The sequence below is a fragment of the Paenibacillus lignilyticus genome, assembly GCF_017942085.1.
GTDB classification, from domain to species: Bacteria; Bacillota; Bacilli; order Paenibacillales; family Paenibacillaceae; genus Paenibacillus_Z; species Paenibacillus_Z lignilyticus.
The window spans coordinates 16,359-38,526 of record NZ_JAGKSP010000022.1 but is presented as its reverse complement, the minus strand read 5'-3'; the positions used below and the strand labels follow the sequence as shown (position 1 = coordinate 38,526).

Below are 22,168 nucleotides of genomic sequence, written 5' to 3'. Positions count from 1 at the left end.
TTTTGGGTCAAAATTACTTGATATGAGACTTTTGTGGTTTATTGTACCACAGAGTTGTGGCTGACAGAAGCATGCTCTTTTTTCGATTTCTCGATAAGGGCTTTTCTTTATTTGAATCAGAATTTGCCTGCTGCACATTCTGGTTTTAACAATGTGATAAACGTTCGCGGTCAAGCTCGCACATTTACGGGTACGATTAGCGAACTGTTTAAGCTTGTTTATACAAGGTCATTGTTCACTTTCTGTGAAGCAGACATGAGGGGTGAGGTTAAGTTGGCAGGACAACTTGTTCAGTATGGGCGTCGCACGCGTAGAAGCTATGCCCGCATCCGCGAGGTGCTCGAAGTTCCGAACCTGATTGAAATCCAACAAAAATCGTACGAGAAGTTTTTGGAGAAGGACTTGCTTGAGCTTTTCCAAGACATTTCGCCGATTCAGGATTTTACAGGTAATTTGATGCTTGAGTTCATCGACTATTCACTTGGCGAGCCTAAGTACTCTGTCGATGAGTCGAAAGAACGCGACGTGACCTATGCAGCACCGCTGCGTGTGAAGGTTCGACTCATTAACAAGGAAACCGGCGAAGTGAAAGAGCAAGAAGTGTTCATGGGCGATTTCCCGCTGATGACCGAGACGGGCACATTTATTATTAATGGCGCGGAACGCGTTATCGTCAGCCAATTGGTTCGTTCACCTAGCGTTTACTTTAGCACGAAAGTGGACAAAAACGGCAAGAAAAATTATACGGCTACGGTGATTCCAAACCGCGGTGCTTGGCTGGAGCTTGAAACCGATGCGAAGGACATTATTTATGTTCGTATTGACCGCACTCGGAAGATCCCTGTCACAGTGCTTCTTCGCGCCCTTGGTTTCGGCACGGATGCTGAAATTTTAGAATTGCTGGGCCATGACGAATATATTCGCAACACGCTGGATAAGGATAACACCGATTCCACGGAAAAAGCTCTTATCGAGATTTACGAAAGACTCCGTCCGGGTGAGCCGCCGACGCTGGATAACGCAAAGAGCTTGCTGGTTGCGCGCTTCTTTGATCCAAAGCGTTATGATTTGGCTAACGTAGGCCGTTACAAAATCAATAAGAAGCTGCACATTAAGAACCGTCTGTTCAACCAACGGTTGGCGGAAACGTTGTTTGATCCTTCTACAGGGGAAATCCTGGCGGAAGCCGGTCAAATGATCGACCGTCGTTTGCTGGATGAGCTGATCCCTCATCTGGAGAACAATGTAGGCTTCAAAACGTACAATGTGGCAAATGGCGTTCTTGATGCGGATAGTATTCCGCTTCAAACGGTGAGTGTATTCTCCCCGCTTGATGAGACTAAAGTGATTAAGGTCATTGCCAACGGCATTATCGACAAAGCTGTTAAGCATATTACGCCTGCTGATATAATCGCTTCCATCAATTATTTCATAGATTTGCTGCATGGCGTTGGAAGCACGGATGATATTGACCACCTAGGTAACCGTCGTCTTCGTTCGGTTGGCGAGCTGCTTCAGAACCAGTTCCGTATCGGTTTGTCCCGTATGGAGCGTGTTGTTCGCGAGCGTATGTCCATCCAGGATGCAAATGCGATTACACCTCAGGCGCTTATCAACATCCGTCCTGTTATTGCATCGATTAAAGAGTTCTTTGGTTCATCCCAACTCTCGCAGTTTATGGACCAAACGAATCCGCTTGCCGAGCTGACGCACAAACGTCGTCTGTCTGCACTCGGACCCGGCGGTTTGACGCGTGAGCGCGCGGGCTTTGAGGTTCGTGACGTTCATAACTCTCACTATGGCCGTATGTGCCCGATTGAGACGCCGGAGGGACCGAACATCGGTCTGATCAACTCCTTGTCGACATTCGCGCGTATTAATGAATATGGCTTTATCGAAGCTCCTTACCGCTGGGTAGATCCTAAGACGGCTATTGTTACGGAGCAAATTGCCTACCTGACTGCTGATGAAGAAGATAACTACGTCATCGCGCAAGCGAATGCGAAGCTTACCCCTGACGGTAAGTTCCTCGAGGATGCGGTTATCGTTCGTTACAACAAGCAGGCTGACAATATTTTGACTATGCCTACTGAACGGGTTGACTATATGGATGTATCGCCTAAACAGGTTGTATCCGTCGCTACGGCGCTCATTCCGTTCCTTGAGAACGATGACTCCAACCGTGCGCTCATGGGATCCAACATGCAGCGGCAGGCGGTTCCGCTGCTTATTCCGAAATCTCCGCTTGTCGGAACGGGTATGGAACATAAGTCTGCTAAAGATTCAGGCGTATGTATCGTTGCCAAATACGATGGCGTTATCGAGCGCGTGTCGGCCAATGAGATCTGGCTGCGCCGCGTTGAGATGATTGACGGTAAGCCGGTAACAGGCGACTTGGTGAAATCGAAGCTGCATAAGTTCATGCGCTCTAACCAAGGTACTTGTATCAACCAGCGTCCGATCTGCCGTAAAGGCGACATCGTGAAGAAAGGGGATATCCTTGCGGATGGTCCTTCCACCGAAATGGGCGAATTGGCGCTCGGACGTAACGTGGTCGTTGCGTTCATGACGTGGGAAGGCTACAACTATGAGGATGCGATCCTACTAAGCGAGAAACTGGTTAAAGAGGATGTGTACACGTCCATTCATATCGAAGAGTATGAGTCGGAAGCGCGTGACACGAAACTTGGACCGGAAGAAATTACACGCGACATTCCGAACGTCGGTGAAGAAGCGCTCCGCAACTTGGATGAGCGCGGTATTATCCGTGTCGGTGCTGAAATCAGCGCGGGGGATATTCTCGTTGGTAAAGTAACGCCTAAAGGGGTTACGGAGCTGACGGCTGAAGAGCGTTTGCTGCATGCGATTTTCGGTGAGAAGGCGCGTGAAGTCCGTGATACCAGCTTGCGTGTACCACATGGTACCGACGGTATCGTTGTCGACGTTAAAGTGTTTACACGTGAGAACGGCGACGAGTTGCCGCCTGGCGTTAACCAATTGGTTCGTGCCTACATCGCTCAGAAACGTAAGATCTCTGAAGGGGATAAAATGGCAGGCCGCCATGGTAACAAAGGGGTTATCGCCCGTATCCTCCCGGAAGAAGATATGCCGTTCCTGCCGGACGGAACACCGGTAGAGGTTGTTCTTAACCCGCTGGGCGTACCTTCGCGTATGAACATCGGTCAAGTGCTCGAAGTCCATCTTGGTATGGCTTGTAAGCGTCTAGGCATCCATGCTGCAACGCCGGTATTCGATGGAGCGCGTGAGTATGACGTGTTTGACTCCATGGAAGAAGCAGGTATGCAGCGTAATGGTAAAACAGTTCTTTACGACGGACGCTCCGGTGAGCCGTTCGAGCGTGAAGTAACGGTCGGCGTCATGTACATGATTAAACTGGCGCACATGGTCGATGATAAAATCCATGCTCGTTCCACTGGTCCTTACTCGCTTGTTACTCAGCAGCCGCTGGGTGGTAAAGCGCAGTTCGGCGGTCAGCGTTTCGGGGAGATGGAAGTTTGGGCGCTCGAAGCCTACGGCGCCGCATATACACTGCAAGAGATTTTGACCGTGAAATCCGATGATGTCGTCGGCCGCGTCAAAACGTACGAGTCTATCGTGAAGGGCGAGAACGTTCCGGAACCGGGCGTGCCTGAATCCTTCAAAGTTTTGATCAAAGAGCTTCAGAGCTTAGGTATGGACGTTAAAATCCTATCAGAGAATGAAGAAGAGATCGAAATGAAAGAGATGGACGATGAGGATGATGCAGCAACTGACAAGCTCAACCTCAATTTAGAAGGTGCAGAAGTAGGCGTCGAGTAATCGTTGCTTTCCTGCCGGTAGTCATAAGCATGCCGAATCCAACTTCACGGGCGGATGTAAGGTTGAAGGAGCCGCATGAGCTGTGCTCCTTTAGCCGTTAACGGCGTTAAATACAGCATATTAGTGAACCATGACGAAGGAGGGTTGCTCCTTGTTGGACGTGAACAACTTCGAGTATATGAAGATTGGATTGGCATCTCCGGATAAAATCCGATCGTGGTCCCGCGGAGAAGTAAAGAAACCGGAAACGATCAACTACAGGACTTTAAAACCGGAGAAAGAAGGTCTTTTCTGCGAAAAGATTTTCGGACCGACGAAAGACTGGGAATGTCATTGCGGTAAATACAAGCGTGTTCGTTATAAAGGCGTCGTTTGTGACCGCTGTGGTGTTGAAGTAACGCGTGCGAAAGTTCGTCGTGAGCGTATGGGACATATCGAGCTGGCAGCTCCTGTATCCCATATCTGGTACTTCAAAGGAATTCCAAGCCGTATGGGGCTGGCGCTTGATATGTCGCCTCGTTCGCTTGAAGAGATCATCTATTTTGCATCATATGTGGTAACGGATCCAGGCGATACGCCGCTTGAGAAAAAGCAGCTGTTGTCCGAGAAGGAATACCGCAGCTACCGTGAGAAATACGGCTATGGGTTCCATGCAGGCATGGGTGCGGAAGCAGTTAAGAAATTGCTTCAAGACATCGATGTTGAGCGTGAGCTTGAAACATTGAAAGAAGATCTTCGTACCGCTCAAGGCCAACGTCGTAACCGTGCGATCAAACGTCTTGAAGTTATCGAAGCATTCCGTAACTCCGGCAATATGCCGGAATGGATGATTCTTGATGTGTTGCCGGTCATTCCACCGGAACTTCGTCCAATGGTACAGCTTGACGGCGGACGTTTTGCGACGTCTGACCTTAATGACTTGTACCGTCGTGTAATTAACCGTAATAATCGTCTGAAACGTCTGCTTGATCTCGGTGCGCCGGATATTATCGTGCAGAACGAGAAGCGTATGCTTCAAGAAGCGGTTGATGCTTTGATCGATAACGGCCGCCGTGGTCGCCCGGTAACGGGTCCAGGTAACCGTCCGCTTAAATCGCTCAGCCATATGCTTAAAGGTAAGCAAGGACGTTTCCGTCAGAACTTGCTCGGTAAACGGGTTGACTATTCCGGTCGTTCCGTTATCGTCGTAGGTCCTAGCTTGAAAATGTTCCAATGCGGATTGCCGAAAGAAATGGCGCTTGAGCTCTTCAAGCCATTCGTTATGAAGGAACTCGTTAACAAAGGTCTTGCACACAACATCAAGAGTGCAAAACGTAAAGTTGAACGCGTTAGCCCTGAAGTTTGGGATGTGCTGGAAGAAGTAATCAAGGAGCACCCGGTTCTACTAAACCGTGCCCCGACCCTTCACCGTTTGGGTATCCAAGCTTTCGAACCTATTTTGGTTGAAGGCCGCGCGATTAAACTTCATCCGCTCGTTTGTACCGCTTATAACGCGGACTTTGACGGTGACCAAATGGCTGTTCACGTACCGCTCTCTGCTGAGGCGCAAGCTGAAGCGCGTTTGCTCATGCTTGCTTCGGGTAACATTTTGAACCCGAAAGACGGCAAACCGGTCGTAACGCCTTCGCAGGATATGGTTCTCGGAAGCTTCTACCTGACAATGGATAACAAAGAGGGTAAAGGCAGCGGTTCTGTATTCGCTACTGTAAACGAAGCGATCTCTGCATACCAACGCGGTATCGTATCGCTGCATGCACGTATATTTATCCCGGTTAAAGTTCTGAAGAAAACGTCCTTCACGGATGCACAGCAGAAAACGCTGATTTGCACCACGGTTGGTAAAGTCATCTTCAACGAAATTTACCCGCCGGATTTCCCTTACATCAACGAGCCGACTAAGGTGAACTTGCTGCAAGGAACCCCGGATAAATATTTTGTCCATGATAAGGGCGCGGATTTGCTTAAGTTTATGGATGGATTGGCTCAAATTGGCGGCGTAGGTAAAGAGTACCTCGGCTTGATTATTGCAGAGTGCTTCCGTCAATACCATACAACCAGAACTTCGGTCATGCTTGATAAGATCAAGGAGCTGGGCTTTACGTACTCGACTCGTGCGGGTATTACGGTTGCGGTTTCTGACGTTATTGTTCCGCCTGAGAAGGTTGAGATCTTAAGAGAGTCCGAAGAGAAAGTTAAAGTCGTTTCGAATCAATACCGTCGTGGTTTGATTACAAATGAAGAGCGTTATGACCGTGTTATTGAAATTTGGAGCAAAACCAAAGATCAAATCACTGAAATTCTCATGAAATCGATGGATCGTTACAACTCCATCATGCTCATGGTGGATTCCAAAGCACGGGGTAACAAATCGCAAATTACGCAGCTTGGCGGTATGCGTGGTTTGATGGCGAATCCATCCGGTCGGATTATCGAATTGCCAATCAAGTCCAACTTCCGTGAAGGCCTAACCGTACTCGAGTACTTCATCTCGACGCATGGTGCCCGTAAAGGTCTTGCCGATACGGCTTTGCGTACAGCTGACTCAGGTTACCTGACTCGTCGTCTGGTTGACGTTGCACAAGATGTAATCGTTCGTGAGGATGATTGCGGAACAGACAAAGGCTTTAGAGTAAGCAAAATTCAAGACGGTAAAGAGGTTATCGAAGATCTTTACGACCGTATTGAAGGCCGTTACTCCTTTGAAACTGTACGTAATCCACAAACCGGCGAAATCATTCTCAACCGCAGCCAGTTGATCGATTCCAATAAAGCAGAAGAAGTTATCGCTGCCGGAGTAGAAAGCCTGCAAATCCGTTCCGTTCTTAGCTGCCGCGCTCGTCACGGCGTATGTAAAATTTGCTATGGACGTAACTTGGCAACAGGTAAGTTCGTTGAGATTGGTGAAGCGGTTGGTATTATCGCTGCTCAATCCATCGGGGAACCGGGAACACAGCTTACAATGCGTACCTTCCATACCGGCGGTGTTGCCGGAGACGATATCACGCAAGGTTTGCCGCGTATCCAAGAGCTTTTCGAAGCGCGTAACCCGAAAGGTCAAGCGATTATTTCCGAAATCGACGGTGTTATTAAAGACATCCGCGAGACGAAAGACCGCCGTGAAATCGAAGTCCAAGGTGAAGCAGAATCCAAAGTGTACGCAGTCAGCTACGGCTCGCGTATCCGCGTAATCAAAGGCAAGCAAATTGAAGCCGGCGACGAGCTCACAGACGGTTCGATCGATCCGAAGGATATGCTCCGCATCAAAGGTATCCGTGGCGTTCAGAACTATATCCTTCAGGAAGTTCAACGCGTATACCGGAACCAAGGGGTAGAAATCAACGATAAGCACATCGAGGTTATGGTGAAGCAAATGCTTCGCAAAATCCGTATCGTAGAAGCAGGCGACACTACGCTGTTGCCGGGCGCTTTTGTTGATATTCATGAGTACGAAGCAGCTAACCGCGAAGCAATCCTCTCCGGCAAAGAGCCGGCGGTTGCGAAACCGGTATTGCTGGGTATTACCAAAGCATCCCTGGAAACGGACTCCTTCTTGTCCGCAGCTTCGTTCCAAGAGACAACTCGTGTCTTGACCGATGCCGCTATCAAAGGTAAAGTCGACCAGTTGCTTGGTTTGAAAGAGAATGTTATCATTGGTAAGCTCATCCCGGCAGGTACAGGTATGCAGCGTTATCGCAGCGTACATGTGGCCGGTATGGATGATGAACCATTGGAAGAACTGCAAGTTGAAGCAGAGAGCGTACCGGTTGAATCTTAATCGGAATGTGATATAAAGCAGCATGAGGACAAAGAGCGAGCGGGGCTGCAGCCGTTGCAAACGGAAGTAAGCCTGCCGCTCTTTGCGCCGTCATGCCTTGTCATGAATATCCATTTTCTCCTGTAATTCTTGAAGAGTCATGCTTGACATTCACCAAGCCTAGATGCTAATATGTCGTAGTGTGCCAAATCGCACAACCTCTACGCATGTCATTAACGAAACTTGATCGTTCTAGTTTTGATTGACTTGGAAGGATGGTTGAGATGCGGTTTGTAATAGGTAGCAAGCAAACGACGAAGATGGTTGAGCAAGGCTTAGCCACTCAAGTCTACGTAGCACAAGATACAGATCCGCGGCTGAAGAACAGTATTGTTCGGCTTTGCGAAACATCGGGAGTGCCAATTATCTGGTCTGAATCAATGAAGAGCCTTGGGGAAACCTGCGGGATTGAAGTTGGGGCAGCGATGGCAGCGGTTATACCGGAAATCGAATAAAGAAGTAACGTTTTTACCGAGTGAATACAAGGTAGAAACTTTCGTTTGTTTCTTTATGAACCGCCTGGATCTGTGGGCTTAAATAGCCAATATGTCTTGAACAGCTTTACTAAGTGAGGAAGGGGGATGCAACATGCCAACAATTAACCAACTCGTTCGCAAAGGCCGTGAAGCGAAAATCGTTAAATCGAAATCGCCAGCCCTGCAAAGAGGATTTAACGCACTGAAACGTGAAGAGACAAACCTGAGTTCGCCACAAAAACGCGGAGTTTGTACACGTGTAGGTACGATGACTCCGAAAAAACCGAACTCCGCTTTGCGGAAATATGCGCGTGTACGTTTGACTAACCGCGTTGAGGTTACAGCTTACATCGGCGGTATTGGACACAACCTACAGGAGCATAGCGTAGTATTGGTACGCGGCGGCCGGGTAAAAGATCTTCCGGGTGTTCGTTACCATATCGTTCGCGGTGCGCTTGATACAGCGGGTGTTAACAACCGTAAACAAGCCCGTTCCAAATACGGAACAAAACGTCCTAAAGTTAAAAAATAAGGCATAGCCGGCGACGGTTATCCTCATCCTAAAATGAAAAACTAGAAGAAAGGGGGACTTCCACATGCCACGCAAAGGTCCAGTAGCAAAACGTGATGTATTGCCAGATCCGTTGTACAGCAGCAAGCTTGTAACTCGCTTGATCAACCGTATCATGATCGATGGTAAACGCGGTGTCGCTCAAACAATTTTGTATGATGCGTTCACTCTTATCAACGAGCGTACGGGTAAAGAACCGATGGAAGTTTTTGAAGCAGCAATTAAGAACATCATGCCAGTACTTGAAGTTAAAGCACGCCGTGTAGGCGGTTCGAACTACCAGGTACCAATTGAAGTTAAACCGGAGCGCCGTACATCGCTTGGTCTCCGTTGGCTCGTGAACTATTCACGTAACCGCGGTGAGAAAACGATGGAAGAGCGTTTGGCGGCTGAAATCATCGATGCTTCCAATAACACTGGTTCATCCGTGAAAAAACGCGAAGATACACACAAAATGGCTGAAGCGAATAAAGCGTTCGCTCACTATCGTTGGTAGAATTCGCTTAATCGAAGGGAGACTGAATTATGGCAAGAGAGTTCTCCTTGAAAAATACGCGTAATATCGGGATCATGGCGCATATTGATGCAGGTAAAACTACCACTACAGAGCGGATCCTGTTCTACACAGGCCGTACCCACAAAATCGGCGAGGTGCACGAAGGTGCAGCAACGATGGACTGGATGGAGCAGGAACAGGAGCGCGGAATCACGATTACTTCCGCTGCTACTACTGCTCAATGGAATGGTCACCGCATTAATATTATCGACACCCCGGGGCACGTTGACTTCACTGTTGAAGTTGAACGTTCCCTGCGTGTATTGGACGGGGCCGTTGGTGTTTTCAGTGCTAAAGAGGGCGTAGAGCCGCAATCCGAAACTGTTTGGCGTCAAGCTGACCGTTACGGCGTACCGCGTATCGCATACGTCAACAAAATGGACATTATCGGTGCAGACTTCCTTAACGTTGTTAATGATATGCGCCTGCGTCTTAACGCAAATGCGGTGGCTATTCAATTGCCGATCGGTGCAGAGAACGACTTCGTAGGTGTAATCGACTTGGTTGAACGAGTTGCTTACAAATACAAAGACGATCTTGGCAAAGATCCGGAGAAAATTGAAATCCCTGCAGAATACAAAGACAAAGTTGAAGAACTTCGTCTTGAACTGATCGAGAAAGTTGCTGAGCTTGATGAAGAGCTCACAATGAAATATCTCGAAGGCGAAGAAATCACTGTTGCTGAGATTAAATCCGCGCTTCGTAAAGGTGTTTGCGAAGTTAAGATCTTCCCAGTAATCGTTGGTTCTTCGTACCGTAACAAAGGCGTTCAATTGATGCTTGATGCAGTTGTTGACTACTTGCCGTCGCCAATCGACGTTCCGGATATCAAGGGTACCCTTGAAGATGGTACGGAGACGATCCGCAAGTCTGCTGACGACCAGCCTTTCGCAGCATTGGCGTTCAAAATCATGACTGACCCTTACGTAGGTAAACTGACGTTCTTCCGCGTATACTCCGGCGTACTTAGCTCCGGTTCATACGTTGTGAATGCAACGAAAGGCAAACGTGAGCGGATCGGTCGTATCCTTCAGATGCACGCTAACAGCCGTCAAGAGATCAGCGAAGTTTACTCCGGTGATATCGCAGCTGCTGTAGGTTTGAAAGATACAACTACTGGCGATACGCTTTGTGATGAGAAGCACCCGGTTATCCTTGAGTCCATGAACTTCCCAGAGCCGGTTATCCAGCTTGCGGTTGAGCCTAAGACGAAAGCTGACCAAGACAAAATGGGTATCGCTCTTCAAAAGCTGTCTGAGGAAGATCCTACGTTCCGTGCTCACACGGACGAAGAGACCGGCCAAACGATTATCGCTGGTATGGGCGAGCTTCACCTTGAAATCCTAGTTGACCGTATGCTTCGTGAATTCAAAGTCGAAACAAACGTTGGTAAGCCGCAAGTTGCTTATCGTGAGACGTTCAAAACGGCTGCGAAGGTCGAAGGTAAATTCGTTCGCCAATCCGGCGGTCGCGGTCAGTTCGGTCATTGTTGGGTTGAATTCTCACCGCAAGAGCCGGGAACAGGCTTTGTGTTTGAAAACAAAACTGTGGGTGGCTCTATCCCGCGTGAGTTTATCGCTCCAATTCAAGCAGGTATCGAAGAATCGATGAAAAATGGTGTCATCGCCGGCTTCCCGGTTGTTGATATCAAAGCAGTCGTTGTCGACGGTTCCTACCATGACGTTGACTCCTCGGAGATGGCGTTCAAAATTGCTGGATCGATGGCGCTTAAAGCAGCGAAGGACAAATGTTCTCCGATTTTGCTTGAGCCTATCATGAAAGTAGAAGTTAGCGTTCCTGAAGAGTACATGGGCGACGTAATGGGTATGTTGAGCTCCCGCCGCGGTCGTATCGAAGGTTCGGACACACGCCATGGTGCGTTGATCGTTCGTGCTAAGGTGCCTCTGGCTGAGATGTTCGGTTACTCCACTACACTTCGTTCCGGTACACAAGGACGCGGCGTGTTCTCCATGGAGCTTTCGCACTATGAAGAAGTACCACGTTCGATCTCGGAAGAGATCATCTCCAAATCCAAAGGCGCTGCTAACTAGTAGTCCTTTAACAACTTGTATCTCATAAGTTGTACTTTGGCTGAATGCTGGGGGCAATAGCTCCCACACAGCCGATCACATAATCTTCTATCTATTAAGGAGGAATAGTTCAATGGCTAAGGCTAAATTTGAACGTAATAAACCGCACGTTAACATTGGTACAATTGGTCACGTCGATCATGGTAAAACAACTTTGACTGCTGCAATCACAACAGTTCTTTCGAAAAGATACGGTGGTGCTGCTGTAGCATTCGACCAAATCGACAAAGCTCCAGAAGAGCGCGAGCGCGGTATCACAATCTCCACAGCTCACGTTGAGTACGAAACTCCTAACCGTCACTATGCACACGTTGACTGCCCAGGTCACGCCGACTATGTTAAAAACATGATCACTGGTGCTGCACAAATGGACGGAGCAATCCTGGTTGTATCCGCAGCAGACGGCCCAATGCCGCAAACGCGTGAGCACATCCTTCTTTCCCGCCAAGTAGGCGTACCTTACATCGTCGTATTCCTGAACAAATGCGACATGGTTGAAGATGATGAGTTGCTTGAACTCGTTGAGATGGAAGTTCGCGACCTTCTTAGCGAATACGAGTTCCCAGGTGATGATACTCCAATCATCCGCGGCGCTGCTCGTGAAGCTCTTCAAAACCCAGACGGCCCATGGGCTGACAAAATCATCGAATTGTTCGAACAAGTCGATACTTACATCCCAACTCCACAACGTGATACTGACAAGCCGTTCCTTATGCCAGTTGAGGACGTGTTCACAATCACAGGTCGTGGTACAGTTGCTACAGGACGCGTTGAGCGTGGCGTAGTTAAAGTATCTGACGAAGTTGAAATCATCGGTATTGCTGAAGAAACTCGCAAATGCGTTGTAACAGGCGTAGAGATGTTCCGCAAATTGCTTGATTCCGCACAAGCTGGTGACAACATCGGCGCATTGCTTCGTGGTGTAGACCGTAAAGACATCGAGCGTGGTCAAGTACTTGCTAAGCCAGGTTCCGTTAAACCACACACGAACTTTACAGCTCAAATCTACGTTCTGACTAAAGAAGAGGGCGGACGTCACAAGCCTTTTTTCACAGGTTACCGTCCACAGTTCTACTTCCGTACAACTGACGTAACTGGTATCATCAGCTTGCCTGAAGGTACTGAGATGGTTATGCCAGGCGACAACATCACAGTTACGGTTGAGCTTATCGCTCCAATCGCTCTGGAAGATGGTACTCGCTTCGCTATCCGTGAAGGCGGCCGTACTGTTGGCGCCGGCGCTGTAGCTTCCATCCAAAAATAATGAAACTGCAGCGTAAGCTGCAGCTCATGAAGCCCTCACTTCGGTGGGGGCTTTTTTATTACTAAATTTTGATGTTTGATTAAATGTCGTACATTCATTAATATAAGTGAAGACAAAGACGCGCAGAAACAAAGTGAACAAAGTGAATGCAGTTAATCGTAAATGGCTCGGAGTATTCAAGCCATTTTTATTATGTCTTCACCACGGGTTTTGAAAATAGCATTTATGAGAAGCAGCAACTGTATCGGAGAGAATTGTGAGTCGGAGAGTTTACGTGCTGCCTTTGAAATTAAGTTTCCACAGCTGAAGTTATTATTAATGAAGAAACTTAATTTCAACAGCAGCCGAAGGCCATATTTCATGCCGTGTAGCGGAATTTGCTTCCTAAATGATTCATTTTAACAAAACCAACATTTTTGTTGCATTCGCCCACCGTTTCAGATATAATAGTGAGCGTTGGTCTGTGACGTTGCGATGATGCGAGAGGTTGCCGACACACACGGCTCCTTTGCCATGAGGGGCGTGTCGGGTTTTCTTGCGGAGTATGTCCGATACTAAATTGGGCGATAGAAGGAGGGACTTATATGGCTAAGCAAAAGATTCGTATTCGCTTGAAAGCATACGATCATAGAATTCTGGATCAATCCGCAGAGAAGATTGTTGAAACTGCGAAACGTTCCGGTGCAGGCGTGTCTGGGCCGATTCCGCTTCCTACTGAGAAGCAAATCATCACCATTCTGCGTGCGGTACACAAGTACAAGGATTCTAGGGAGCAATTCGAAATGCGCACTCATAAGCGTTTGATCGACATTGTTAACCCAACGCCGCAAACGGTTGATGCATTGATGCGCTTAGATCTGCCATCCGGTGTAGATATCGAAATCAAACTGTAAGTTATGCATATTTGAAAATGGAAAGGAAATGAGGTGTCAACATGAAAGGTATCTTAGGTAAAAAACTTGGAATGACGCAAGTGTTTACTCCTGAAGGTAACGTAATTCCGGTTACGGTTATCGAAGCAGGCCCTTGTGTTGTTTTGCAGAAGAAGGACCAAGACAACGACGGTTACGTATCCGTACAACTTGGTTTCTCCGACAAGAAAGAATCGAGAGCTACTAAGCCAGAAATCGGCCACGCTAAAAAAGCGGAAACGGCTCCTAAGCGCTACGTTCGTGAATTCCGCAGCATCAACATTGCTGAATATGAAGTTGGCCAGGAATTGAAAGCCGACCTATTCACAGCTGGCGAGTTCGTTGACGTTACAGCTACTTCCAAAGGTAAAGGTTTCCAAGGTAACATCAAACGTTGGAACCAAAGCCGCGGCCCTATGGCGCACGGCTCGCGTTACCACCGCGGTCCGGGTTCGATGGGTTCTATCCAAGCGAACCGCGTACCAAAAGGCAAACACCTTCCAGGTCACATGGGTAACGAAACCGTTACAATCCAAAACCTTGAAATCGTGCGCGTCGATGCAGAACGCAATGTATTGCTCGTTAAAGGCTCCATTCCGGGCCCTAAAAATAGCTTTGTAAAAGTTAAATCCACGGTGAAGAAATAATCGCCTAAGAAAGGAGGAACATGAAATGCCGAAAGTAGCACTTTATAGCGTGAACGGCTCGCAAGTTGGCGAGGTTGAATTGTCCGAAGCGGTATTCGGAATTGAACCAAACGTACACGTATTGCATAGCGCAGTTCTTTTGCAGCAAGCTTCTGAACGCAGAGGTACGCACAAAACAAAAGGTCGCTCCGAAGTACGCGGTGGCGGTCGTAAACCTTGGAAACAAAAAGGTACAGGCCGTGCACGTCAAGGTAGCATTCGCTCCCCACAATGGGTTGGCGGTGGTACAGTATTCGGACCAACTCCACGCAGCTATAGCTTCAAACTTCCTAAGAAAGTTCGTCGCTTAGCAATCAAATCTGCTTTGTCTTCCAAAGTGATCGACAACGAAATCATCGTTCTGGATCAACTGGCGTTCGCGCAACCGAAGACTAAAGAATTCGCAGCGATTCTGAACAACCTGAAAGTGGCTCGCAAAGCACTGGTTGTAACAGCTGGCTACGAAGATAATGTAGCACTTGCAGCTCGTAACATTCCTAACGTGAAGTTCGTTGCAGCCGATGGCATCAATGTTCTAGACGTTATGAAATACGACAAGCTGATTATCACTAAAGAAGCGGTTGAAAAAGTACAGGAGGTGCTTGCGTAATGAAAAATCCTCGCGATATTATCAAGCGCCCAATCATTACTGAACAAACAAGTGATTTCATGGCGAACAAAAAGTATGTATTCGAAGTTGATCTTCGTGCAAACAAAACTGAGATCAAACTTGCGATTCAATCGATCTTCAAAGTGAAAGTATCGAGCGTGAACACGCTTCGCATGCCGGCTAAGCCTAAACGCTACGGCAAACACAGCGGATACACATCCGAGTGGAAAAAAGCGATCGTTCAATTGAGCGCAGATAGCAACGAGCTAGAATTTTTCGAAACAGTTTAAGTAGCGAAGAAGCCCCCGGCTTCTCGTGAAAGAACGTTAGATATCGGTTAAGGAGGGAATCGAAGTGCCAGTTAAGAAGTATAAACCGACATCTCCAGCGCGACGTGGTATGTCCGTCTCGACATTCGAAGAGATCACCACAAGCACACCGGAGAAATCGCTTCTTGCGCCGCTTTTCAAAAAAGCTGGTCGTAACAACCAAGGTAAAATTACGGTTCGTCATCACGGTGGCGGCCATAAACGTAAATACCGGATCATCGACTTCAAACGTAACAAGGACGGTATCGTAGGTAACGTAGCGACGATCGAATACGATCCGAACCGTACGTCCAACATCGCACTTATCCACTATGTGGATGGCGAGAAAGCCTACATCATCGCACCTAAAGGACTTAAAGTTGGGGATAAAATCGTTTCCGGAGCAGATGCTGACATCAAGATCGGTAACGCGTTGCCACTTGAGAACATCCCGGTAGGTACAGTTATCCACAACATCGAGCTGAAACCAGGTAAAGGCGGACAGTTGGTTCGTGCTGCTGGAACAGATGCTCAACTTCTTGGTAAAGAAGAGCAATACGTCACAATTCGCTTGACGTCCGGCGAAGTACGTCGTATTCTGAAAAAATGCCGTGCTACAATCGGTTCTGTTGGTAACGAAGATCACGAACTCGTGAAAATCGGTAAAGCCGGCCGTTCCCGTTGGATGGGCAAACGCCCTGAAGTACGTGGTGTTGTAATGAACCCGAACGATCACCCACACGGTGGTGGTGAAGGCCGTGCTCCAATCGGACGTAAATCTCCAATGTCTCCATGGGGCAAACCGACACTTGGTTTCAAAACACGCAAAAAGAAAAAAGCATCGAGCCAATACATTATTCGTCGTCGTACGAAGTAATAGGCGCCTCGGCGTCATGAGCGTGACGCGCTGCGTCGCGTAACGCTAGCGTGAAGGGAGGATCATCCATGGGTCGCAGTTTGAAGAAAGGACCGTTTATTGACGGTTACTTGCTGAAAAAGGTTGAAGTTCTGAACGAGCAAGAGAAGAAGACAGTTGTTAAAACTTGGTCTCGCCGTTCTACAATCTTCCCGCAATTCATTGGTCACACTTTTGCTGTTTATGACGGTAAAAAGCACGTGCCGGTATATGTGACGGAAGATATGGTTGGCCACAAACTCGGTGAGTTCGCGCCAACGCGTTCGTACAAAGGACACGGTAACGACGATAAGAAAACTGGTCGCCGTTAATCGTTTTATAGTTACGTGATAAAGGTCGAGAGGAGGTTCATCCATGCAACAAGCTAAAGCGTTCGCTAACCACGTCCGCATTGCACCTCGTAAAGCACAGCTGGTTGTTGATTTGATCCGTGGTAAGCAAGTCGGCGAAGCAATCGCGATTCTGCGCCATACACCAAAATCGGCTTCCCCAATCGTTGAGAAGCTGCTGAATTCCGCAATTGCTAATGCGGAGCACAACTACCAGTTGGACGTGAACAAACTTGTGATTACACAAGTGTTTGTAAACCAAGGGCCAACAATGAAACGTTTCCGCCCGCGCGCAATGGGTCGTGCTAGCCGGATTAACAAAAGAACCAGCCACATTACTTTGGTGGTATCCGAAAAATAAGGAGGGAAAACGTGTGGGACAAAAAGTAAACCCGGTCGGTCTACGTGTTGGTATTATCCGTGATTGGGAATCCAAATGGTACGCAGGCAAAGACTTCGGCGAATTGCTCATGGAAGATGTTAAAATCCGTGAGTACCTCAAAAACAAATTGAAAGATGCGGCTGTCTCCAAGTTCGAAATCGAGCGTGCAGCTAACCGCGTTAACGTTACAATTCATACAGCTAAGCCTGGTATGGTAATCGGTAAAGGCGGATCTGAAGTTGAAAACCTTCGTTCCGAACTGTCGAAAATCGCTAAAGGCAAAAAAGTGCACATCAACATCTCTGAGATCAAACATCCAGAACTTGATGCGATTCTCGTAGCTGAGAGCATTGCACAACAACTTGAGCGTCGGATCTCGTTCCGCCGTGCAATGAAACAATCCATCCAACGTACAATCCGTTCGGGCGCGAAAGGTATCAAAACTTCCGTTAGCGGTCGTTTGGGCGGCGCTGAGATTGCTCGTCAAGAAGGTTATAGCGAAGGTACAGTTCCACTTCATACGCTGCGTGCAGACATTGATTATGGAACAGCAGAAGCTGCGACAACATACGGCCGTATCGGCGTAAAAGTATGGATCTATCGCGGTGAAATCCTTCCAACTAAGAAGAAAGCTCCACAGGAAGGAGGCAACTAATCATGTTGGTCCCAAAACGTGTCAAACATCGTAAACAACAACGTGGTCATATGAAAGGTCGCGCTAAAGGCGGTACTGAAGTAGCCTTCGGCGAATACGGTCTGCAAGCACTTGAGCCTTCATGGATCACTAACCGTCAAATCGAAGCAGCGCGTATTGCGATGACTCGTTACATCAAGCGTGGCGGTAAAGTATGGATCAAGATTTTCCCTGCGAAACCAATTACGCAAAAGCCTCTCGAAGTCCGGATGGGTAGCGGTAAAGGTAACGTAGAAAAATGGGTTGCTGTCGTAAAACCGGGCAAAATAATGTTCGAGCTTGCTGGCGTATCTGAAGAGATCGCACGTGAAGCTATGCGTCTTGCAGCACATAAACTCCCAGTTAAAACGAAGTTCGTGAAACGCGAAGAAGTGGGTGGTGAAGCAAATGAAAGCTAATGATTTCCGCAACCTAACCTCTGTTGAACTCGAACAAAAAGTCGCTGGATTCAAAGAAGAGCTATTCAACCTTCGTTTTCAATTGGCTACCGGCCAACTGGAAAACCCAACTCGCATCCGCGACGTACGTAAGGATATAGCTCGTGCCAAAACCGTTCTTCGTGAAAGAGAACTCGGAATCAGCAGCTAAACTGCGATTGTCCGTGAGCGATAACGAATGCATGGAAGGAGGATGAACATGAGCGAACGTAATGCCCGCAAAGTTCAAGTAGGTAAAGTCGTGAGTGATAAAATGGACAAAACAATCGTTGTTGCCATTGAAACTTACAAAAAACACGATCTGTACCACAAACGTATTAAATACACGAGAAAATTCAAGGCGCACGACGAGAACAACCAAGCTAAGATCGGTGATATCGTTAAAGTCATGGAAACTCGCCCGCTATCGAAAGACAAACGGTTCCGTTTAGTCGAGATCGTTGAAGCTGCTGTTATTTTGTAAGAAATGCTTCTTAGTAAGCATTTTCCCGAAAGGAGGACGTTGAAATGATTCAACCATTTACACGTTTGGCTGTCGCTGACAACTCTGGCGCGAAAGAACTGATGTGCATCCGTGTGCTCGGTGGTACTGGACGTCGTGTTGGCCATATCGGCGATTTGATCGTCTGCTCCGTCAAACAAGCAACACCCGGTGGCGTTGTCAAAAAGGGTGATGTAGTTAAAGCGGTTATCGTGCGTACGAAGCGTGCGGTTCGCCGTAAAGACGGTTCATACATCGCATTTGATGAGAATGCAGCGGTTATCGTAAAAGAAGACAAAAGCCCGCGCGGCACACGTATTTTTGGACCAGTTGCTCGTGAACTTCGCGACCGCGACTTCATGAAAATCGTATCGCTTGCTCCGGAAGTTATCTAAAAAGTACTTTGCGCATTCCGCGCAAGCACGCAGGAGGTGTAACTCATGCCACGGTTGAAGAAAGTGTTGGAATCTCATAACAATAAATTGCACGTGAAGAAAGACGACACGGTAATGGTCATTACGGGCAAAGACAAAGGCAAAAAAGGCCGCGTTATTGCAGCGTATCCGCGCCAAAACCGCGTACTCGTCGAAGGCGTCAATATGGTGAAGAAACATGCTCGTCCTTCGCAAGCTAATCCGCAAGGCGGCATTATCGAACAAGAAGCGGCGATTCACGTTTCCAATGTTATGCACATCGATCCTAAGAGCGGTAAAGTAACTCGGATCGGATATAAAGTGCTTGATAACGGCAAAAAAGTCCGGATCGCTAAAAAATCCGGCGAGGTAATTGATTAATTGACCGATACGGAAAGGAGGTCCACGTTACATGGCAGCAAGAATGAAAGATCGTTTCCTGAATGAAATCACTCCTGCTCTTATGCAGAAGTTCAACTATACAACAGTAATGCAAGTGCCTAAGATCGAGAAAGTCGTTATCAACATGGGTGTTGGTGAGGCTGTTTCCAACTCTAAAGTTCTCGATGTTGCTGTTGAAGACATGCGTTTGATCTCTGGTCAAAAGCCTGTAGTAACTCGCTCCAAGAAATCGATCGCTGGTTTCAAACTTCGCGAGAACATGCCGATCGGGGTTAAAGTAACACTGCGCGGTGAGCGTATGTACTACTTCCTTGATAAACTGTTCAATGTCACACTTCCACGCGTACGCGATTTCCGCGGCGTATCAAACAAAGCGTTTGATGGCCGTGGTAACTACACTCTGGGTCTGAAAGAGCAATTGATCTTCCCGGAGATCGAGTATGATAAAGTTGACAAAGTACGCGGTATGGACGTCGTCATCGTCACGACGGCAAAATCGGACGAAGAAGCTCGTGAACTGCTGACCCAAATGGGCATGCCGTTTACGAAGTAATCCACAGGAGGTGTAATACCAAGTGGCAAAAACTTCGATGAAGGTTAAGCAGCAACGTGCTCCTAAATTCAAAGTGCAGGCTTACACACGCTGCGAACGTTGCGGCCGTCCGCATTCCGTTTTGCAAAAGTTTAAAATTTGCCGGATTTGTTTCCGTGAATTAGCATACAAAGGCCAGATTCCTGGCGTTAAAAAAGCAAGCTGGTAATCAGCCTAGTTCGGGAAGGAGGTTTACACAATGGTTATGTCTGATCCGATCGCAGATATGCTTACACGCATTCGCAACGCAAACGTTGTGCGTCATGAGACCGTAGAAATGCCTGCTTCGAAAGTAAAGAAGCAAATCGCTGAAATTTTGAAACGCGAGGGCTTTATCCGCGATGCCGAGTATATTGAAGATAACAAACAAGGGATGATCCGTATTTTCCTTAAATACGGCCCGAACCAAGAGCGTGTAATTACGGGGCTGAAACGTATCAGCAAACCGGGTCTACGCGTTTACACGAAAAGCACTGAAGTGCCTCGCGTATTGGGCGGCCTGGGAATGGCGATCATTTCCACGTCCCAAGGAATTATGACTGATAAAGAAGCTCGTCAGGTTAAATCCGGCGGCGAAGTCGTCTGCTACGTTTGGTAATTAACTGTCACAACGATTGGAGGTGTAACAATGTCTCGTATTGGCCGTAAACCGATCCAAGTTCCAGGTGGCGTAAACATCGACTTGGACAACAGCACTATCACTGTTAAAGGACCTAAAGGTACACTGAGCCGCGAAATCCACAAAGATATGAATGTGGTGGTAGCTGACAGCGTAATTACCGTTGAGCGTCCTTCCGACAATAAATTGCATCGTTCCCTACACGGTACAACTCGCAGCATCATCGCTAACATGGTTAGTGGTGTAACTGAAGGCTTCGTAAGAAACCTTGAGCTAGTAGGCGTTGGTTACCGTGCAAACAAAACTGGCGAGAAAATCGTACTTAACGTTGGTTACTCGCACCCAGTAGAAATCACTCCTGAGAACGGCATCGAGTTCGAAGTTCCTTCGAACACGAAAATCATCGTAAAAGGCATCGACAAAGAACTCGTTGGTGCAACTGCTGCGAAGATCCGTTCCGTACGTGAGCCAGAGCCGTATAAAGGTAAAGGTATCAAGTATGAAGGCGAGCGTATCCTTCGTAAAGAAGGTAAAGCTGGTAAGAAGAAGTAAGCAGCCGCGAATGCAGGCGCTTAATCGGATAGCTTCATAAGGACCCAAGGAAAGGAGTGTACAACGAATGATTACAAAAGGCGATAAAAACAAAGCACGTCTCAAACGTCACCTGCGTGTGCGTAAGAAAATCAACGGAACTACGCAGCGTCCGCGTCTCTCTGTATTCCGTTCCTCCAAACACATCTATGCACAACTGATTGATGATGTTCTAGGCGTAACGGTCGCTTCAGCGTCCACGCTTGATAAAGAAATCGCAGAACAATTCACAAATGGTGGTAACATCGAGGCTGCTCGCAAAATCGGTGAAGTTATCGCTTCTCGCGCTAAAGCGAAAGGCGTTGACCAAGTGGTTTTCGACCGCGGCGGTTACTTGTACCATGGAAGAATTCAAGCACTGGCTGATGCAGCTCGCGAAGCAGGACTTGAGTTTTAATCGATAATACTTATGAAGGAGGTAAGTCGACTTGCGTATCGATCCAAATACGTTGGAACTAACTGAAAAAGTAGTTCAAATCAACCGTGTAGCGAAAGTAGTAAAAGGCGGACGCCGTTTCAGCTTCAGCGCACTGGTAGTTGTAGGTGACGGTAAAGGATATGTTGGCGCAGGGATCGGTAAAGCTGGCGAGGTACCGGATGCAATCCGCAAAGGTATCGAAGATGCTAAGAAAAACCTGATCCATGTACCACTTGTGAAAACAACAATCCCACATCAAGTGCTCGGACACTTCGGCGCTGGCCGCGTATTGCTTAAACCAGCATCTGAAGGTACTGGAGTAATTGCAGGCGGTCCGGTTCGTGCCGTTCTTGAGCTTGCAGGTGTAGGCGACATTCTAACCAAATCGCTTGGTTCTTCAAACTCCATGAATATGGTTAACGCGACACTAGAAGGACTTTCCCGTCTGAAACGTGCCGAGGACGTTGCCAAACTTCGTGGTAAAACCGTGAAAGAGCTTTTGGGCTAAGGAGGAGAATACGATGGCAAAATTGCAAATCACCCTCGTTCGCAGCCTGATCGGTCGTAACGAGAAGCAGCGTGCGACAGTTGCTACGCTTGGTCTTCGCAAGATTCGTCAATCGGTTGTCCACAGCGACAGCCCGGCTATCCGTGGCATGATTACTCATGTCAGCCACTTGGTTAAAGTGGAAGAAGTACAAGCATAAATCGTCTTTAATGGCGTAAATGATATACCGCTTCAACAGTATGCTTTCAAAGACGAGTTTTGCTGATGAAGCAAACTCGTAC

The 22,168-nt window shown here is 47.8% G+C and carries 27 protein-coding genes; all 27 read left to right on the top strand.

Going from position 1 to position 22,168, the window contains the following annotated elements; translation table 11 throughout:
• Positions 1-255 precede the first annotated feature (255 nt).
• The 27 genes from rpoB (at position 256) to rpmD (ending at position 22,086) form a co-directional block, all read left to right on the top strand.
• The gene (rpoB, locus tag I8J30_RS29030) at positions 256-3,819 is read left to right on the top strand and encodes a DNA-directed RNA polymerase subunit beta (RefSeq protein ID WP_210663967.1); all 3,564 of its coding nucleotides are present in this window, start codon (positions 256-258) and stop codon (positions 3,817-3,819) included.
• A gap of 130 nt (positions 3,820-3,949) precedes the next feature.
• Positions 3,950-7,594 (top strand): DNA-directed RNA polymerase subunit beta', encoded by a 3,645-nt coding sequence (rpoC, locus tag I8J30_RS29025; RefSeq protein WP_476703949.1) that lies wholly within the window; start codon positions 3,950-3,952, stop codon positions 7,592-7,594.
• 263 nt (positions 7,595-7,857) lie between these two features.
• Positions 7,858-8,088, top strand: coding sequence for a ribosomal L7Ae/L30e/S12e/Gadd45 family protein (locus I8J30_RS29020; RefSeq protein ID WP_091225556.1), 231 nt, complete (start codon positions 7,858-7,860; stop codon positions 8,086-8,088).
• Positions 8,089-8,221: 133 nt separating this feature from the next.
• Complete coding sequence (rpsL, locus tag I8J30_RS29015) at positions 8,222-8,641, top strand: 30S ribosomal protein S12 (RefSeq protein WP_091225557.1); 420 nt, start codon at positions 8,222-8,224, stop codon at positions 8,639-8,641.
• A 64-nt stretch (positions 8,642-8,705) separates the two neighbouring features.
• Positions 8,706-9,176, top strand: coding sequence for a 30S ribosomal protein S7 (gene rpsG, locus I8J30_RS29010; RefSeq protein ID WP_091225558.1), 471 nt, complete (start codon positions 8,706-8,708; stop codon positions 9,174-9,176).
• Positions 9,177-9,205: 29 nt separating this feature from the next.
• Complete coding sequence (fusA, locus tag I8J30_RS29005; RefSeq protein WP_090986339.1) at positions 9,206-11,287, top strand: elongation factor G; 2,082 nt, start codon at positions 9,206-9,208, stop codon at positions 11,285-11,287.
• A 112-nt stretch (positions 11,288-11,399) separates the two neighbouring features.
• The gene (gene tuf / locus I8J30_RS29000) at positions 11,400-12,590 is read left to right on the top strand and encodes an elongation factor Tu (RefSeq protein ID WP_210663953.1); all 1,191 of its coding nucleotides are present in this window, start codon (positions 11,400-11,402) and stop codon (positions 12,588-12,590) included.
• Between the two features lie 584 nt (positions 12,591-13,174).
• The gene (gene rpsJ / locus I8J30_RS28995) at positions 13,175-13,483 is read left to right on the top strand and encodes a 30S ribosomal protein S10 (protein WP_005544556.1); all 309 of its coding nucleotides are present in this window, start codon (positions 13,175-13,177) and stop codon (positions 13,481-13,483) included.
• Positions 13,484-13,524: 41 nt separating this feature from the next.
• Positions 13,525-14,148, top strand: a complete 624-nt coding sequence (rplC, locus tag I8J30_RS28990; RefSeq protein WP_091225561.1) for a 50S ribosomal protein L3 — start codon at positions 13,525-13,527, stop codon at positions 14,146-14,148.
• Positions 14,149-14,173: 25 nt separating this feature from the next.
• Entirely contained in the window at positions 14,174-14,797 is a 624-nt protein-coding gene (gene rplD, locus I8J30_RS28985; protein ID WP_090986334.1) for a 50S ribosomal protein L4, read from the top strand.
• On the top strand, positions 14,797-15,087 hold the full coding sequence (gene rplW / locus I8J30_RS28980; protein WP_210663952.1) for a 50S ribosomal protein L23: 291 nt from the start codon (positions 14,797-14,799) through the stop codon (positions 15,085-15,087). The genes rplD and rplW overlap by 1 nt, the downstream gene beginning before the upstream one ends.
• A 64-nt stretch (positions 15,088-15,151) precedes the next feature.
• The gene (rplB, locus tag I8J30_RS28975) at positions 15,152-15,982 is read left to right on the top strand and encodes a 50S ribosomal protein L2 (protein ID WP_210663951.1); all 831 of its coding nucleotides are present in this window, start codon (positions 15,152-15,154) and stop codon (positions 15,980-15,982) included.
• Positions 15,983-16,050: 68 nt separating this feature from the next.
• Complete coding sequence (rpsS, locus tag I8J30_RS28970) at positions 16,051-16,332, top strand: 30S ribosomal protein S19 (protein WP_091225564.1); 282 nt, start codon at positions 16,051-16,053, stop codon at positions 16,330-16,332.
• 43 nt (positions 16,333-16,375) lie between these two features.
• Positions 16,376-16,711, top strand: coding sequence for a 50S ribosomal protein L22 (gene rplV, locus I8J30_RS28965; RefSeq protein WP_090986326.1), 336 nt, complete (start codon positions 16,376-16,378; stop codon positions 16,709-16,711).
• A gap of 13 nt (positions 16,712-16,724) precedes the next feature.
• On the top strand, positions 16,725-17,387 hold the full coding sequence (gene rpsC / locus I8J30_RS28960; protein ID WP_091225565.1) for a 30S ribosomal protein S3: 663 nt from the start codon (positions 16,725-16,727) through the stop codon (positions 17,385-17,387).
• A gap of 2 nt (positions 17,388-17,389) precedes the next feature.
• Positions 17,390-17,824 carry a 50S ribosomal protein L16 gene (gene rplP, locus I8J30_RS28955; RefSeq protein WP_090986323.1) on the top strand — a complete coding sequence of 145 codons (435 nt, stop codon included), beginning with the start codon at positions 17,390-17,392 and terminating at the stop codon, positions 17,822-17,824.
• The gene (rpmC, locus tag I8J30_RS28950) at positions 17,814-18,014 is read left to right on the top strand and encodes a 50S ribosomal protein L29 (protein ID WP_090583239.1); all 201 of its coding nucleotides are present in this window, start codon (positions 17,814-17,816) and stop codon (positions 18,012-18,014) included. The genes rplP and rpmC overlap by 11 nt, the downstream gene beginning before the upstream one ends.
• A 48-nt stretch (positions 18,015-18,062) precedes the next feature.
• A complete protein-coding gene (gene rpsQ / locus I8J30_RS28945) occupies positions 18,063-18,326 on the top strand; it encodes a 30S ribosomal protein S17 (protein WP_090986321.1) in 264 nt (87 codons plus the stop codon).
• 44 nt (positions 18,327-18,370) lie between these two features.
• Positions 18,371-18,739 (top strand): 50S ribosomal protein L14, encoded by a 369-nt coding sequence (gene rplN, locus I8J30_RS28940; RefSeq protein WP_090583243.1) that lies wholly within the window; start codon positions 18,371-18,373, stop codon positions 18,737-18,739.
• A gap of 45 nt (positions 18,740-18,784) precedes the next feature.
• The gene (rplX, locus tag I8J30_RS28935) at positions 18,785-19,138 is read left to right on the top strand and encodes a 50S ribosomal protein L24 (protein ID WP_091225566.1); all 354 of its coding nucleotides are present in this window, start codon (positions 18,785-18,787) and stop codon (positions 19,136-19,138) included.
• A 31-nt stretch (positions 19,139-19,169) separates the two neighbouring features.
• Entirely contained in the window at positions 19,170-19,712 is a 543-nt protein-coding gene (rplE, locus tag I8J30_RS28930) for a 50S ribosomal protein L5 (protein ID WP_090986316.1), read from the top strand.
• 22 nt (positions 19,713-19,734) lie between these two features.
• Positions 19,735-19,920: a type Z 30S ribosomal protein S14 gene (locus I8J30_RS28925; protein ID WP_090583249.1), complete on the top strand. Its 186-nt coding sequence runs from the start codon at positions 19,735-19,737 to the stop codon at positions 19,918-19,920.
• A 30-nt stretch (positions 19,921-19,950) separates the two neighbouring features.
• Positions 19,951-20,349, top strand: coding sequence for a 30S ribosomal protein S8 (gene rpsH / locus I8J30_RS28920; RefSeq protein WP_090986314.1), 399 nt, complete (start codon positions 19,951-19,953; stop codon positions 20,347-20,349).
• 30 nt (positions 20,350-20,379) lie between these two features.
• The gene (gene rplF, locus I8J30_RS28915; protein WP_210663950.1) at positions 20,380-20,922 is read left to right on the top strand and encodes a 50S ribosomal protein L6; all 543 of its coding nucleotides are present in this window, start codon (positions 20,380-20,382) and stop codon (positions 20,920-20,922) included.
• A gap of 67 nt (positions 20,923-20,989) precedes the next feature.
• Entirely contained in the window at positions 20,990-21,358 is a 369-nt protein-coding gene (gene rplR / locus I8J30_RS28910) for a 50S ribosomal protein L18 (RefSeq protein ID WP_091225568.1), read from the top strand.
• Between the two features lie 31 nt (positions 21,359-21,389).
• Positions 21,390-21,887 (top strand): 30S ribosomal protein S5, encoded by a 498-nt coding sequence (gene rpsE / locus I8J30_RS28905; RefSeq protein WP_090986309.1) that lies wholly within the window; start codon positions 21,390-21,392, stop codon positions 21,885-21,887.
• Between the two features lie 13 nt (positions 21,888-21,900).
• Positions 21,901-22,086, top strand: a complete 186-nt coding sequence (rpmD, locus tag I8J30_RS28900; RefSeq protein ID WP_090986308.1) for a 50S ribosomal protein L30 — start codon at positions 21,901-21,903, stop codon at positions 22,084-22,086.
• The last annotated feature ends 82 nt before the right edge of the window (positions 22,087-22,168 follow it).

Bases quoted from the DNA above. Each gene is read 5' to 3' on its own strand.
- rplV (WP_090986326.1), top strand. From the start codon at position 16,376: ATGCAACAAGCTAAAGCGTTCGCTAACCACGTCCGCATTGCACCTCGT.
- rpoC (WP_476703949.1), top strand. From the start codon at position 3,950: ATGACGAAGGAGGGTTGCTCCTTGTTGGACGTGAACAACTTCGAGTAT.
- tuf (WP_210663953.1), top strand. From the start codon at position 11,400: ATGGCTAAGGCTAAATTTGAACGTAATAAACCGCACGTTAACATTGGT.
- rplC (WP_091225561.1), top strand. From the start codon at position 13,525: ATGAAAGGTATCTTAGGTAAAAAACTTGGAATGACGCAAGTGTTTACT.
- rplF (WP_210663950.1), top strand. From the start codon at position 20,380: ATGTCTCGTATTGGCCGTAAACCGATCCAAGTTCCAGGTGGCGTAAAC.
- rpsS (WP_091225564.1), top strand. From the start codon at position 16,051: ATGGGTCGCAGTTTGAAGAAAGGACCGTTTATTGACGGTTACTTGCTG.
- rpsJ (WP_005544556.1), top strand. From the start codon at position 13,175: ATGGCTAAGCAAAAGATTCGTATTCGCTTGAAAGCATACGATCATAGA.
- rplR (WP_091225568.1), top strand. From the start codon at position 20,990: ATGATTACAAAAGGCGATAAAAACAAAGCACGTCTCAAACGTCACCTG.
- rpsG (WP_091225558.1), top strand. From the start codon at position 8,706: ATGCCACGCAAAGGTCCAGTAGCAAAACGTGATGTATTGCCAGATCCG.
- rplP (WP_090986323.1), top strand. From the start codon at position 17,390: ATGTTGGTCCCAAAACGTGTCAAACATCGTAAACAACAACGTGGTCAT.
- rplD (WP_090986334.1), top strand. From the start codon at position 14,174: ATGCCGAAAGTAGCACTTTATAGCGTGAACGGCTCGCAAGTTGGCGAG.
- rpsL (WP_091225557.1), top strand. From the start codon at position 8,222: ATGCCAACAATTAACCAACTCGTTCGCAAAGGCCGTGAAGCGAAAATC.
- rpmC (WP_090583239.1), top strand. From the start codon at position 17,814: ATGAAAGCTAATGATTTCCGCAACCTAACCTCTGTTGAACTCGAACAA.
- rpoB (WP_210663967.1), top strand. From the start codon at position 256: ATGAGGGGTGAGGTTAAGTTGGCAGGACAACTTGTTCAGTATGGGCGT.
- I8J30_RS29020 (WP_091225556.1), top strand. From the start codon at position 7,858: ATGCGGTTTGTAATAGGTAGCAAGCAAACGACGAAGATGGTTGAGCAA.
- rplX (WP_091225566.1), top strand. From the start codon at position 18,785: ATGCCACGGTTGAAGAAAGTGTTGGAATCTCATAACAATAAATTGCAC.
- rpsH (WP_090986314.1), top strand. From the start codon at position 19,951: ATGGTTATGTCTGATCCGATCGCAGATATGCTTACACGCATTCGCAAC.
- rplN (WP_090583243.1), top strand. From the start codon at position 18,371: ATGATTCAACCATTTACACGTTTGGCTGTCGCTGACAACTCTGGCGCG.
- rpsQ (WP_090986321.1), top strand. From the start codon at position 18,063: ATGAGCGAACGTAATGCCCGCAAAGTTCAAGTAGGTAAAGTCGTGAGT.
- rplE (WP_090986316.1), top strand. From the start codon at position 19,170: ATGGCAGCAAGAATGAAAGATCGTTTCCTGAATGAAATCACTCCTGCT.
- rplW (WP_210663952.1), top strand. From the start codon at position 14,797: ATGAAAAATCCTCGCGATATTATCAAGCGCCCAATCATTACTGAACAA.
- fusA (WP_090986339.1), top strand. From the start codon at position 9,206: ATGGCAAGAGAGTTCTCCTTGAAAAATACGCGTAATATCGGGATCATG.
- rpmD (WP_090986308.1), top strand. From the start codon at position 21,901: ATGGCAAAATTGCAAATCACCCTCGTTCGCAGCCTGATCGGTCGTAAC.